Source organism: Sphingobacterium sp. CZ-UAM (assembly GCF_002000245.1).
Classification (GTDB): Bacteria; Bacteroidota; Bacteroidia; order Sphingobacteriales; family Sphingobacteriaceae; genus Sphingobacterium.
In genome coordinates, this window is the sequence record NZ_MTCM01000001.1 from 2229046 (window position 1) to 2243376 (window position 14331).

General features: G+C 39.4%; 13 protein-coding genes. 5 read left to right on the top strand and 8 right to left on the bottom strand.

The genetic code is table 11. From position 1 onward, the window contains the following. Positions 1 to 2 precede the first annotated feature (2 nt). Together infC and thrS are read right to left on the bottom strand one after the other, a co-directional pair. Positions 3 to 563, bottom strand: coding sequence for a translation initiation factor IF-3 (gene infC / locus BWD42_RS09535; RefSeq protein ID WP_077435368.1), 561 nt, complete (start codon positions 561 to 563; stop codon positions 3 to 5). 11 nt (positions 564 to 574) lie between these two features. After that, the gene (thrS, locus tag BWD42_RS09540) at positions 575 to 2500 is read right to left on the bottom strand and encodes a threonine--tRNA ligase (protein ID WP_077435370.1); all 1926 of its coding nucleotides are present in this window, start codon (positions 2498 to 2500) and stop codon (positions 575 to 577) included. A 365-nt stretch (positions 2501 to 2865) separates the two neighbouring features. Between thrS and BWD42_RS09545 the strand changes: the two genes are divergently transcribed. Further along, positions 2866 to 3489, top strand: a complete 624-nt coding sequence (locus BWD42_RS09545) for a 7-carboxy-7-deazaguanine synthase QueE (RefSeq protein ID WP_077435372.1) — start codon at positions 2866 to 2868, stop codon at positions 3487 to 3489. Between the two features lie 101 nt (positions 3490 to 3590). Here the strand turns inward: BWD42_RS09545 and BWD42_RS09550 are convergent, their stop codons facing one another. From BWD42_RS09550 to BWD42_RS09560, 3 genes are all read right to left on the bottom strand, one after another. Continuing rightward, the gene (locus tag BWD42_RS09550; protein ID WP_077435374.1) at positions 3591 to 4838 is read right to left on the bottom strand and encodes a hypothetical protein; all 1248 of its coding nucleotides are present in this window, start codon (positions 4836 to 4838) and stop codon (positions 3591 to 3593) included. A 142-nt stretch (positions 4839 to 4980) separates the two neighbouring features. Beyond that, a complete protein-coding gene (locus BWD42_RS09555; protein WP_077435376.1) occupies positions 4981 to 6051 on the bottom strand; it encodes a Gfo/Idh/MocA family protein in 1071 nt (356 codons plus the stop codon). A 21-nt stretch (positions 6052 to 6072) separates the two neighbouring features. Continuing rightward, entirely contained in the window at positions 6073 to 6663 is a 591-nt protein-coding gene (locus tag BWD42_RS09560; RefSeq protein WP_077435378.1) for a phosphatase PAP2 family protein, read from the bottom strand. A 457-nt stretch (positions 6664 to 7120) separates the two neighbouring features. On the opposite strand from BWD42_RS09560, the gene hisG reads away from it, so the two are divergent. Together hisG and hisD are read left to right on the top strand one after the other, a co-directional pair. Then, on the top strand, positions 7121 to 7972 hold the full coding sequence (gene hisG, locus BWD42_RS09565; RefSeq protein ID WP_077435380.1) for an ATP phosphoribosyltransferase: 852 nt from the start codon (positions 7121 to 7123) through the stop codon (positions 7970 to 7972). A 21-nt stretch (positions 7973 to 7993) separates the two neighbouring features. Beyond that, on the top strand, positions 7994 to 9286 hold the full coding sequence (gene hisD, locus BWD42_RS09570; protein WP_077435382.1) for a histidinol dehydrogenase: 1293 nt from the start codon (positions 7994 to 7996) through the stop codon (positions 9284 to 9286). Positions 9287 to 9449: 163 nt separating this feature from the next. Here the strand turns inward: hisD and BWD42_RS09575 are convergent, their stop codons facing one another. The 3 genes from BWD42_RS09575 to BWD42_RS09585 are packed head-to-tail and all read right to left on the bottom strand — an operon-like array spanning position 9450 to position 12327. Further along, positions 9450 to 10364 (bottom strand): YARHG domain-containing protein, encoded by a 915-nt coding sequence (locus BWD42_RS09575; protein ID WP_077435384.1) that lies wholly within the window; start codon positions 10362 to 10364, stop codon positions 9450 to 9452. 24 nt (positions 10365 to 10388) lie between these two features. Next, positions 10389 to 11075 (bottom strand): DUF2306 domain-containing protein, encoded by a 687-nt coding sequence (locus BWD42_RS09580; protein ID WP_077435386.1) that lies wholly within the window; start codon positions 11073 to 11075, stop codon positions 10389 to 10391. Between the two features lie 7 nt (positions 11076 to 11082). Continuing rightward, the gene (locus BWD42_RS09585; protein WP_175992005.1) at positions 11083 to 12327 is read right to left on the bottom strand and encodes an ABC transporter permease; all 1245 of its coding nucleotides are present in this window, start codon (positions 12325 to 12327) and stop codon (positions 11083 to 11085) included. A 183-nt stretch (positions 12328 to 12510) separates the two neighbouring features. On the opposite strand from BWD42_RS09585, the gene queA reads away from it, so the two are divergent. Further along, positions 12511 to 13560: a tRNA preQ1(34) S-adenosylmethionine ribosyltransferase-isomerase QueA gene (gene queA / locus BWD42_RS09590; RefSeq protein WP_077435390.1), complete on the top strand. Its 1050-nt coding sequence runs from the start codon at positions 12511 to 12513 to the stop codon at positions 13558 to 13560. Between the two features lie 85 nt (positions 13561 to 13645). Further along, complete coding sequence (locus tag BWD42_RS09595) at positions 13646 to 14329, top strand: 2-C-methyl-D-erythritol 4-phosphate cytidylyltransferase (RefSeq protein ID WP_077435392.1); 684 nt, start codon at positions 13646 to 13648, stop codon at positions 14327 to 14329. The last annotated feature ends 2 nt before the right edge of the window (positions 14330 to 14331 follow it).

Here is a 14331-nt window from a genome sequence, read left to right on the forward strand (position 1 = left end):
TATTATTTTTTAGGAGCCTTTGGAGCTACTGTCAAAAACATACGTTTACCTTCCAATTTTGGTAAAAGTTCTACCTTACCATAATCTTCCAGTGCCTGAGCGAAGCGCAACAACAAGATCTCACCTTGATCTTTGTGTACGATAGCACGACCTTTGAAGTGTACGTACGCACGCACTTTTTCACCACTTTCAAGAAACTTAATCGCATGTTTCAATTTGAAATCAAAATCATGTTCACCAGAGTTAGGTCCGAAACGAATTTCTTTGATAACAGTCTGTTTTGCATTAGCTTTGATTTCCTTTTGTTTCTTCTTCTGTTCGTAAACAAACTTACTGTAGTCGATAATCTTACAAACCGGCGGTACAGCATTTGGCGAAATCTCCACTAAATCAAGTTCCAACTCATCAGCCAACTCTAACGCTTTGCGTGTAGGGTAAACTCCTTGTTCCACATTATCTCCTACCAAACGTACTTCAGGTACCTTGATTAACTCATTAATGCGGTGATCTGGTTCTTTCTTTCTCATTGGTGGTCTTGGACCACCGGGTCTTTTTAATGCCAAATGTTTAAAAATTAAACGGTTATTTCCTTAATTAATATATCTCTAAATTCGTCAGCAGTCATAGATCCTAATTCTACTGAGCCATGTTTACGTACAGAAACTGTGCCATTTTCCACCTCTTTTTCCCCTACAATCAACATGTAAGGAAGCTTTTTCACTTCGGCGTCTCTGATTTTTCTGCCCACCTTCTCGTCACGTAAGTCTATCAGTCCGCGAATATCGGAATTATTTAGCGAATTCAAAACATTTTGTGCGTATTCTTCGTATTTTTCTGACACTGGCAAGACGATAAATTGCTCAGGCGCAAGCCATAACGGAAATTGTCCAGCACAGTGCTCGATCAATACCGCAACAAAACGTTCCAAAGATCCAAATGGTGCACGGTGAATCATAACTGGACGATGCTTCATGTTATCACTGCCAGTATATTCTAATTCAAAGCGTTCAGGTAGGTTGTAGTCTACCTGAATGGTACCTAGCTGCCATTTACGTCCCAGCGCATCCTTCACCATGAAGTCTAATTTAGGGCCATAGAAAGCCGCTTCACCATATTCCACCACCGTTGGTAATCCTTTTTCTTCCGCAGCTTCAATAATTGCCGACTCAGCTAAAGCCCAGTTTTCATCGGTACCAATGTACTTAGTGCGGTTTTCAGGATCACGTAAAGATACCTGCGCAGTATAATCATTGAATCCTAATGCTCCAAATACATAAAGGACTAGATCTATTACTTTCTTAAACTCATCTTTCACCTGATCCGGACGACAGAACAAGTGTGCATCGTCTTGCGTAAACCCACGTACCCGTGTTAATCCATGCAACTCACCTGATTGCTCATAACGATATACAGTACCGAATTCAGCAAAACGAACAGGTAGATCTTTATATGAACGCGGCTTTACCTTATAGATCTCACAATGATGTGGACAGTTCATCGGTTTCAACAAGAATTCTTCACCTTCGATAGGCGTTTTGATCGGTTGAAAGGAATCCGCACCATATTTTTCATAGTGACCAGAAGTCACATACAATTGTTTGTGGCCAATATGCGGAGTAACTACGGGCTCATACCCAGATTTCAATTGCGCTTTTTGCAAGAAATCGATCAGCTTTTGACGTAACGCAGCTCCTTTTGGTAACCATAAAGGTAATCCAGCACCAACTTTTTCTGAAAATGCAAAAAGCTCCAGCTCTTTACCTAATTTGCGGTGGTCACGTTTTTTCGCTTCTTCAATAAACTTCAAATATTCAGCAAGTTCAGACGCTTTCGGAAAAGTTACCCCATAGATACGGGTCAACTGTTTACGGGATTCATCACCTCGCCAATATGCACCAGCGACGTTAGTCAGTTTGATAGCTTTGATAAAGCCTGTATTTGGAATATGAGGGCCACGGCACAAATCTGTAAAATCCCCCTGTGTATAGAATGTAATTTTTCCATCCTCTAGATCCTTGATCAGATCAAGTTTATACTCATCGCCTTTTTCAGTGAAATACGCTAAAGCGTCAGACTTTGAAACAGCTTTACGTTCAAAAGTTTCCTTACGTTTGGCAAGTTCCAACATCTTGTCTTCAATTGCCTTAAAGTCATCCGAAGAAAATTCACGGTCGCCAAAATCCACATCGTAGTAAAAACCTGTTTCAATTGCAGGTCCAATGCCAAATTTAATTCCCGGATATAGGGCTTCTAAAGCCTCCGCAAGTAAGTGGGCCGAAGAATGCCAAAAAGTAGATTTTCCTTTTGTATCGTTCCAGGTCAACAATTTAACACTAGAGTCTTCTTCAATAGCACGGGCTGAATCCCATACTTCACCATTCACCTCGGCCGCAAGAACATTTCTCGCTAGCCCCTCAGAAATAGATAAGGCAATTTCGGCTGCAGTGATTCCTTTTTGATATTCTCTTACGGAACCATCAGGTAGTGTAATCTTAATCATTTACAACTATGATTTTTATATTGTTAAAAAATAGAAAACACAAAACAACATGTACAATTATGTTATTACACTTATGTTTTCAATAAATAAATTGTGAAACAAATTTAGCAAAATTTCTGGTAATAAACAGACTTTTTACGATCTCTTATCCCTTTTAAACAATCTTCTTTATTTTATAGACAAGATTGATTTTCATTTATAGGCAAGTTTGATTTTCTACGAATAGAACCTAGACAAGATTCCCAAAAAAGATCGACATTTATTTCTCTAATTCTTATAAAAATGACACCAATTCCACCGAAATCGACAGGATAAATTGAGCATATCATTAATATTTGCTACCTTTGCAGACTCAAATTTTAACTATGTCGAATCAAGTACCAGAAGACGGAACACGATTACCTTTGATGGAAGAATTCTACACCATCCAAGGAGAAGGTTACCACACCGGGACTGCTGCTTATTTCATCAGATTAGGTGGCTGCGATGTGGGGTGCCATTGGTGCGATGTAAAAGAAAGCTGGGATGCATCAATCCATCCACTTACCGCTGCGGATGCAATTATTGAAAATGCAAAAAGATATCCTGCTAAAACAGTTGTTATCACGGGTGGTGAACCGCTTATCTATAATTTGGATTACCTCACAAAAGGTCTCCATGCTGCTGGCATAAAAACTTTTATTGAAACATCAGGTGCCTACCCCTTAAGCGGAGAATGGGACTGGATTTGTCTGTCTCCGAAAAAATTCAAAGCTCCACGAAAAGATGTTCTTGATGCCGCCGGTGAACTTAAAGTGATTGTTTTCAACAAGAGCGATTTTGCCTGGGGTGAAGAATATGCGCAGTTAGTTGGACCAAATTGCAGGTTATATCTGCAGCCAGAATGGTCCAAATCCAAAGAAATGACCCCTTCTATCATTGATTATGTCAAGGAAAATCCAAAATGGGACATTTCCCTGCAGACACACAAATTTCTTAATATCCCTTAACCGGATTATAAAAATAACCCATATAAAAAAAGCATTCAACACGAGATGGTATGAATGCTTTTTTTTCGCTGACTTCCGTTGGTCTAGCCAATAAATCAAAATTACTTTATATATTCTTTTATAAATGCATCAAGTTCCAGCGTTTTGGTTTCCTCCCCCTCTTTGTCTCGGACCAAAACTTTACCGGCGCTATCCACATCCAAAAACATTAGGTTAGGATTAATAACAATTTTCCCGTTCTCATCCAACAAACCTATTTTCCCATCTTCAGAAAACATTAGATAATTGTTTAAAAATTTACTTATATTTTCCTTCTTATCAAGCAACACCTTACCCTCCTCCGTGACCAATCCAAAACTTCCATCTTTTTGGAAAATAGCCAATCGCTCAGTTGCCGGAGTAAGCCAGTCAAACCCTGCCTTATTCACTTTACTCCCTTTCTTATCCAATAACCAAAAATAATTGTCCTTGTCTGAAACGATCGCAATCCGATCATTAAAGTAGGCCAACGAGAAAAGTGAACACGGCAAGACCTCTTTGCCGGCCGAACTTTTGATCCCATAATATTCATCATTCGTCTCACTATCTTTCACCATTACCCATTTGAGGGATTTATCCAACGGAAAAGTATCCTCGAATAAACTGACATCCTCACCTTTATCTGCTTCGCCAGTACCTGATATATCCACAATTTTAACATCCTGAGGTAATTGAAAACCTTCCCCATCCGAAATGCTGGACACTTTTGTTGTCTCAAACCCCAGGTCTGCATTTTTACCTAATGACAATTTAAGCACCGCCCCGGGGAGATCATTTACAAATGAAAATGCAGTCATGTAGTATGAGGGAACTGCCTCTGAATACCAAACTGTCGCTTCAGCAGAATCCGTCTGATTTTTGATAAATAATTTTGCTTTTTTACAGGTCACTCCAGCCACATCTTCAATCTCTCCCATATCCTGCATCCACACATAAGGTACTTGGGATTCTTTTAGCTTATTGCTGACAATTTTGTAGGAAGGATGATAAGATTCCGCCGTTACAATATCATCTCCTGTTGAAAAGGAGTATGTTTTAGCCAATTTTCTATTCAAAATAGCATGTTCTTTCTGATTAACAACAGCCGAAGAGTAATTGGCGTCCGCTAAAACTTCAACATTCTTATAGGCCGTTTTTCCTTTCAGAAAAGGCTCGTAAAACTCTTTTGCAAATTCAGGAATCTCATTTTCAAATTTTTCGGGTGAAATTTCACCTTTAAACACCAATTCCATCTGCCATTGTTTATCCTGCCCATGTGCCACAGAAATGGACAATCCAGACAATAACGCTACTTTGAATAAATTCTTCATAAGAATGATAAATATGTATCTAAATAACAAAAGATAGACCAAAAAGCCTATCCTTCTGCTATATTTTTTATTTAATTACGTTTTTGCACTCATTTTTTTTGAAAAACGAAGTGGAAAAATACAAATCTTTTTTAGAATAAAATTATAATAATATCGTTTGTTTTGTTTTTACGGCTTCATCACAAGCAAGCGCTATGCGTAAACTGTTGACTGCATCTTCCATGGAAGATGTCAGGTCAATATCCTCTAGGATAGCCTGCTGAAAAAAACGTTGTTCCCTGTTACACAACTCCTGATGATCGGGTTCATCGGCCAAATTCACCCATTCGTCTTTTTTAACAAATTCATTATTCGCATCTAAATCAGCATAGTGTACCCGCAGACTTTCTGTTTGTGTATGCGCCGCCACCGAATCCGAGTTACCCTCGTTGCTTGCTTTGTCAGCAACAATGGACACCGAGCCCTTGGGACCGAAAACATCTTTTACAAAAAAGGCATTTTGACTCACCATAGGCCCCCAACCGGCTTCGTACCAACCTACAGAACCATCCTCAAAATGCAATTGAAGCTGGCCATAATTATAGTTCCAATCTGGAATATCGTCTGTAAGCCGGGCGCCTATCGCCGAAACACGCACCGGCTTGACACCTACCATCTGACACATCACATCAATATAATGTACACCACAATCAACTATTGGACTTAGACTAGACATCAGATTGCGATGGACATTCCACATGTAACCATGGCTTTGTTGATTGAGATTCATCCGCATAACTAAGGGTTTCCCCATAGTCTTCGAAAGCTCAATAAATTTCATCCATGAAGGATGATAACGGAGGATATATCCTACAACCAGTTTTTTATTATACTTTATGGCAGCGCTCACTACCTCTTTCGCTGATGTGACATCTTCGGCCAGAGGTTTCTCGATAAAAACATGAGCTCCCGATTCGAATGCTTTAATTGCGTAATCTTTATGTGTATCAGGATAAGTAGCAATACAGACCGCATCGGGTTTTGTTTGCTCCAATGCCTCTTCGTAAGATTCAAAAAGTGTATAATCAGCGCCTAGCTCCGTATTAAGCTTACGCTTACTATCTCCCCTAGCGACCAAACCAACAATTTCAAATCCATCTAAGTCATGATAAGCTTTTGCATGGGAAGCTCCCATATTACCACAACCAACAACCAATATTTTTATTACTTGCATCAATTATTCATTTAATTTCTATTATTTTTTTAACCCATCCAATGCAAAGGCCGACCCAGCCCCCAATACCGCCCCAGCGAGTACATCCGTTGGATAATGCACCCCAAGATACATCCTGGAATAACCAACACTTCCCGCCCAAAGTAAAGACGGCGCAACAACATACCATTTGGGGTAAGCACGGGACAAGCTTGACGCTGTTGCAAAAGCCGATGAAGTATGGCCTGAAGGAAAAGAATAACCGCTAGCCGTACGAACAGATATAAAATTAGGGTATTTTTTAAAGGGCCTACTCCGCTTGACCAGATGTTTTATTCCGACATTAACCAATGCCGTCACAGCCGTACTACTTGCTACGTAAAGTGCATTTTGACGCATTGCCTTATCGTTATTGATAGCACCGACAACTAATAGACCAACAGGAACGGCAACTTGCACATAATTGTTGATGTCAGACAGCACTTTAAAAGTCTGTGTCTGAGGTTCAGTTCTTGTTTCAGCTATTGATTCCAAAATACGAATATCTAAAGTGGATGCTGGCTTTTCCTGAGCGATTACAGTACCAGTAATGCATGTCACCCAACTTATTAATATAAATACTACTCTTTTCATCTGCTATAGATTATTTATCATGTGATATTCAGCTTTTTTAGCCAATTCTATTTTAATCCGCAAAAGCTAATGCAAGTAATACCACCACTTCCTCCAACGGATTCATTTCATAAGCGAATCAAATTAAAAACTTCGCTCCTTAAAAATAAGTAAATTTCTAAGAGTTGCCAGTCAATGTTTCAAACTTTATAGAAAACAGAACGAAATTTTAATGATTTATATCATCACAGATCGGTTCTTTAAACTTTTTAAAATGATATTTTTGTATTTCCCATTAATTTACTATACATTTGCTCTCAGTTATTAATACAAACATGGTCTATACCTACGTACATCATTTTCATTTGCATCATCGCCATTGTGGCGATATGTTAATTTAATGTGTTCTTACGTAGAATACCTTCCCTCTTGTTTGATTTCTTATTATTAATAATTTACTGCTAACATTTATAAAGCGTTGAAAAATCTTAAAATTGCTATCCAAAAATCGGGTAGGTTAAACGAAAAATCTGTTCAATTACTAAAAAACTGTGGTTTGGATTTCGAAAACTACAAAAGTTCCTTAATTACTACGGTAGGCAACTTCCCTTTGGAAATATTGTTTCTCAGAGATGATGATATCCCGGGCTATGTCGAACAGGGAATAGCTGATCTTGGTATCGTAGGCGAAAATATCATCGATGAAACAGAATCGAAAGTAGCATATATCAAACGGCTAGGCTTCGGGAAATGCACATTGAAACTCGCGATACCGAAAGATAGCTCCATTCAAGATATTAAAGACCTTAACGGCAAAGCGATTGCCACCTCCTACCCCAATATCCTTAAAAATTTCCTCGACGATTACAAAATCAATGCTGATATACGATTGATATCTGGATCTGTCGAAATTTCACCTGGCCTGGGTCTTAGCGACGCCATATGTGATATTGTATCCACCGGAGGGACCTTGAAAAGCAATGGTTTAAAACCCTTTGCCGATGTCAAAAATTCTGAGGCTATTCTCGTCGGTAGAAAAGGGCTTGAAGGAAATGAAATTCTCACCGAGTTGGTTCAACGTATAGAATCGGTTCTTTTGGCAAAGGAGACCAAATATGTGGTATTGAATGTGGAGAAAAAGAATCTTCCTGCCATCACTTCTTTATTACATGGCGTAAAAAGTCCCACTGTAGTTCCGTTGGCCGAAGAAGGCTGGGTGGCGGTACACACCGTTATTACTGAAGACGACTTTTGGGATAAAATCAACAAATTGAAAGCAGCAGGCGCACAAGGCATTGTTGTAATGCCAATTGAAAAAATCATTCTTTAAACTTGACCTATTCATACGACCATGCTAAAAAAATATGAATACCAATCTTTAGGAAAAGCGGAACTGCAACAATTGGTTGCGCGGAATACAGATCCGAACAATTCAATTCAAGAAGTGGTCCAAGATATTATTCAGCAGGTACAGACGCAAGGCGATATTGTCCTGCGTGAATATGCCGAAAAATTTGATAAAGTACAGCTGAACAGACTTTTTTTGGATGAAGCGGACATTGATGAATTAGCCGCAACAATCCAACGTGACCAGCAGCGCGCTTTAGAAATCGCCTTCCAAAATATTCACAGATTCCATAGCACGCAGCTTAAAAGAGAACGCACGGTCGAGACAATGCCAGGAGTAAAATGCTGGCGGGAAATACGTCCGGTTGAAAAAGTGGGCTTATATATCCCTGGCGGCTCTGCGGTACTACCAAGCACATTATTGATGCTGGGTATCCCAGCTCGCATCGCAGGATGTAAGGAAATCGTGGTTTGTTCACCGCCGCAATCCAATGGAAAGATCAACGGATTTGTCGCCTATTGTTTGAAATTACTCAATATTAAGCGGATCTACCTTGTAGGTGGGGCTCAGGCGGTGGCAGCGATGGCATTTGGTACACAATCTATTCCTAAAGTTGATAAAATCTTTGGCCCGGGCAACCAATTTGTCACCAAGGCAAAATCAATTATACAGGGATTAACCAACGTGAGCATAGACATGCCTGCAGGTCCTTCTGAAGTGCTTGTTATTGCTGACGAAACAGCTAATCCAGCATTTATTGCCGCAGATCTTCTCGCGCAGGCAGAACATGGTGTAGACAGTCAAGCGGTATTGGTTGCCACTTCCACAGCTATTGTAGATGCTGTTAACAGGCAACTAGAAGCACAATTATCGGTTTTACCACGCAAAGAACTTGCTTCAAAAGCGATTGAAAACTCCTATGCAGTAACCGTAGGCAACCTTCAGGAGGCCTTACAGTTTTCAAACGAATATGCTCCCGAACATCTGATCCTGGAGACGGATCAGTGGCAATCGCTGATACGCTTTATCAGCAATGCAGGATCGGTCTTCTTAGGCCACCTTACTCCGGAAAGCGCCGGTGACTATGCGTCTGGAACCAACCACACCTTACCGACATCGGGATATGCTCGCTCCTATTCTGGTGTTTCCGTCGACTCATTTGTAAAGAAAATAACATTTCAGCATATCAACGAAACGGGACTCCAACAGATTGGATCTACAGTTGAAATACTCGCTGAATTGGAGGGCCTACAGGCTCATAAAAATGCGATTTCTATTCGAAACCAACAAATATAGCTCTGACAGAATCAAATAAGAGATAACAAGAGCGGGGGGTCCATTTTTCTTTGGACACCCCGCTCTTGTTTAATTTTACCTGCTATATACACGACCACCGGCTGTCCAATAGCCAATCTGCAGTGACGGTTTGAGATAACATGCATCAAAAAACAAATGTGGGTTACCTTCCAAATGTATCGTAATTATCTGTCGCATATTTCTCAAATCTGGTCAGAAGAGCAATATTATCTTTTTCCAACGGACTTAGGTCCGCACTAACGTCTTTGGATACCGGAACATACCAATCTACAGGATCGAAGAACTGACGAATAGAGGGTTTCGTAAACGCATAGCCATGGCGTGCAAAAATCGTATTTCGAATAATCTCTAGATCTAACTTTTTTAGATTTTTCAAGTCTTTCTCCTCCAATTTTTGTTTCGAAGCATTTATACTGAACACAGCTGGAGAGGCGGAACGGTAATATTCCATTACATAGGTATAGGTGGAATCACCATCTTGGTCGGTCGCTTCCTGCTTTTTCGCGTTGATCCAATCCACCAGAGTTCCATATTCTTCATCTTGATTATTTAACATCAGATTTGGATTATAGGCAAATTGCTTTTTCAATAATTTGAAACTCCTTTTCTTAATCTTTACTCCCTGGTCATAGGCTACCCAACTTCCGATTAGTGTATCATCCTTCAATTTTATTTCAAAACGGCCATCCGATTTTTTATCCCCAGGCTCGTCCAATAAAAGCTGTATCGCATTTCCATTACCTTCAAGTTTTCCCGTCAAAGAACGCAAGTTCCCTTTAACTACATTTTGCCCAAAGACGTTTCCTTTATCTGTTATTTTTTTGATGGTTAGATTTATTTTTGGACTATAATCTGTTGTTGGCAACTCCGCTCCCCCTTCAAGCGAATTTTCATCAATCAGAAAGTCCCCTACCCAATTACCGTAAAGTTCCTGATGTGCTTCGCGTTCAAGAACAGTAGAATCTTGTGCCGAGGGCTTAATAGCCGTCTTCTTTGCTTGCTCTTTACAGCCGATTAGGGCAGAAAGCACCAATAGTAAATAGATATTCCTTTTCATATCTCTATAATTTATCGTGTTAAGCTAACGAATATATTCCATTTTTGAGCCAGACAGTTCATGATGATTTCTTAAATTGCGATTTTTTCGATAAATAATATATTCCACGAGCAATAAATTCGGTACCCAGCCAAGCCAAGCAATAATCTGATAAAGATCCATCGGATTAGGCTGGAATAGATATACCAAAATCACTTTCCAGAAACGCAATGTAAGGGCTGAACAGGTCAGGGCAAAACTGCGCAACATAAATTCTTGATGCCCTTTAAACTTCCTTTGAACTGCCAGGCGAACAGCCTGTATGGTAAAATAAAACCAACTTAGCGCAAGAAATTCAAAGGAAATGACTGAAAATACCCCTCCATTCGCGACTGCCCCGATCAATACTCCGGAAGGTGCAGCAAACCCCAAAATACTAATAACATAGACGTAACCGATCGCCCGATGCCATAACGGGTATTTTTTTAGCAGACCTGAATTAAATTGGGTAAAACCAGCGGGTAAGGCGAGTATTGCCGTACAGACATGTACATAGAAAGCATATCTATACCACCAAAGCTCCGCTATTTCAGTTTGTTTAATCATTAGAAAATTTGCATCCAATGCAAAACTATGGTAACGCCAGGTGATTTCTGCCATCAACATGCAGCTGTAGGCAAAAAGTAAAAGCCAAAATCCATTCAATAACGATATTTGAGCCTTTTTTACCATAACGAGATTATTTACTTCGAATTGCTTCGACAGGATCTAAACGAGAGGCCATTAAAGCAGGAACGATTCCGGATATCAGTCCAATGAAAGTAGAAAGAGATACTGTAAGAATAACCATCTTTAGACTGACAACAATGGCTACGCCCGTAGCCAATTGAACAATAAATGCCAGAAAATAGACAACAAAAAGACCGATCCCGCCTCCGAGCAGGCAAAGGACAATAGACTCAATGAGAAACTGCGACAAAATAAAAAAGTTTTTAGCTCCCAATGCTTTTTGGATTCCAATAATATGTGTACGCTCTTTGACACTCACAAACATGATATTCGCAATACCAAAACCACCAACTAAAATAGAAAAAATACCAATGGAGAGCCCCGCTAGATTGATAATACCGAAAAGCTGATCCAATGCCCCTGTAATCATTGTTGTTTGGTTAATGGAAAAATTTTCCTCCCGTTGCGGAGAAATACGACGGATTGACCGCATCAAGGTTTTTGCTTCACTTTCAGCTTCCGCCAATGTATAACCGGACTTGATGACCATCGCAATACTTGGTGAAAAATTGTCGTAATTGACAAGATTACGAGCCAATTCAAATGGAATAAAAGCAGTATCATCAGGTGAGGTATTAATTAGCACACCGTTACCTTCTTTTTTTAAAACACCGATGACCTGAATTTTTCTACCCAACATACTAATATACTTTCCTACAGGTTCCTCATTTGGAAAAAGCCCCTCTGCAATATTAGCACCCAAAACGGTGACCAAAGCCCCCCCTCTGGATTCACTCTCGGCAAAATACCGACCGTTAACAATATTTAAATTTTGAATATAAAGGTTTTCATAGGTAGCCGCATTTACCGACGAACCTTGGGCGGAATTGTTCTTATATTTGATCGTTGTGTTACCGATATTAATCATATAAGCCATATATTCTGCGGTTGTCATACGACTTCTTAAATCCTGATAATTATTATAAGTGGGCTCAGGTCTATTCAAATATTTCCACCAGGGATAATTCGGACCGCCGTCCCAAGGCCATTTCTCAATATAAAGGGTCTTGCTACCGATCTTCTTTACAGACTCCTCAATATTATTTCGTAAGGTATCAACCGCCGAAAATACGCCTATGATGGTAAAAATACCGATAGTCACGCCCAGCAGGGAAAGCAGGGTACGTGTACGATTGTCCTTTAATGCAGAAAACGCAAACTGACAACTTTCCAATATCAATCTAAGGAATAACATAATTGTATTCTAAAATACAATATAGTTTTGATTTAATGTCAAAATCAATAAAATATATCTATAAATTGGAAATAAGACCTTTTGATACCCAAAAAAGTTATAACTTTGTATGCTTTTTGCAACCTAGTATTTGGTGCACTGTAATGCACTGAAAGGCAGACATTAAAATATATATCATTAAAGATGAAGTTATCTCAATTTAAATTCAACTTACCAGAATCACTACTTGCTTCTGAACCTTCTGAAAATCGTGACGAATCGCGTTTGATGGTCCTACATAAAGATACTGGTAAAATTGAACACAAAATTTTCAAAGATGTATTGGATTATTTTGACGACAAAGACGTCATGATATTAAACAATACAAAAGTTTTTCCAGCGCGCCTATATGGTAATAAAGAAAAAACTGGAGCTACGATTGAAGTTTTCTTGTTACGCGAATTGAACAATGAACTTCGTCTTTGGGATGTATTGGTTGATCCAGCGCGTAAAATCCGTGTCGGTAACAAATTATACTTCGGTGATGATGACCTGTTAGTGGCGGAAGTAGTTGACAATACAACTTCACGAGGACGTACAATCCGATTCCTGTTCGATGGTACCGATGAAGAATTCCGTCGTAATATCGAGATTTTGGGAGAAACACCGCTTCCTAAATATATCAAACGTAAAGCAACTCCAGAAGATAAATTCCGTTACCAAACTATTTATGCAAAAAATGAAGGCGCTGTAGCTGCACCGACAGCCGGTCTTCACTTCTCACGCGAATTAATGAAACGTTTGGAGCTTAAAGGCGTTGATTTTGCTGAAGTGACATTACACGTCGGTCTTGGTACTTTCCGTACGGTGGAAGTTGAAGATTTGACAAAACATAAGATGGATTCTGAGCAATTTATTATTACCGAGGAAGCTGCAAAAATAGTAAACAAAGCCATTGATAATAAACGTCGCGTTTGTGCTGTCGGAACCACTTCAATGCGTGCCATCGAATCCTCTGTCTCAGCAGATCATCATTTGAAAGCTGCTTCAGATTGGACAAGTAAATTTATCTATCCACCTTACGATTTCAGCATTGCAAATTCAATGGTCACCAATTTCCATACACCGGAATCTACTTTATTGGTCATGATTGCAGCATTTGCAGGATATGAAAATGTGATGAATGCTTATGAAGTTGCTGTAAAAGAAAAATATAGATTCTATAGCTATGGCGATGCCATGTTGATTATTTAGTCAGTTTTAGATAAACGATATCTCGAAACGTGGGTAGCAACAAACTATCCACGTTTTTTTAAATAATAACCTTCAATCTCTGCACATGAATTTTGTCATTATCGTTGCCGCCGGAACGGGAAGTCGTATGAATAGCGATCTACCAAAGCAATTTCTAGATTTAAACGGCTTACCGGTAATTATGCACACTATCAACCATTTTCAAAAGTCATCAGATATTTCAGAAATCATCTTGGTTATCAGCAAAGAAATGGAAAAATTCTGGATGGAATTATGCGCAAAACTGAACTATAATACAGCGGTACATTTAACGTATGGAGGCAGTACTCGTTTTCAGAGTGTAAAGAATGGCATTAAATATATCCAGGAAAATTTTAAAATAGAAACCAACGATTATATTGCTGTCCATGATGGCGCCCGTCCCATCGTGTCCGCTTCATTAATCAACAGGGCATTCCGAGGAGCCTATCAACATCAAGCAATAGTATTGGCACAAAAAAGTGTCGAATCCATACGAATTGGCAACACGATTTCAAATCATGCAACCGACCGGAACCAGATCTGGTTAATCCAGACTCCACAGGTCTTTCAGGCGGAATTATTAATAAGGGCTTACAATCAAAAAGAAGATCCCCTATTTACAGATGATGCATCGGTCGTCGAAAAAATAGGCAATCGCATTTCTATTGTAGAAGGAGATTCCAAAAATATAAAAATCACCTATCCGCAGGATCTACAAATTGCCCATTTTTATCTGAATTTAATGTAATA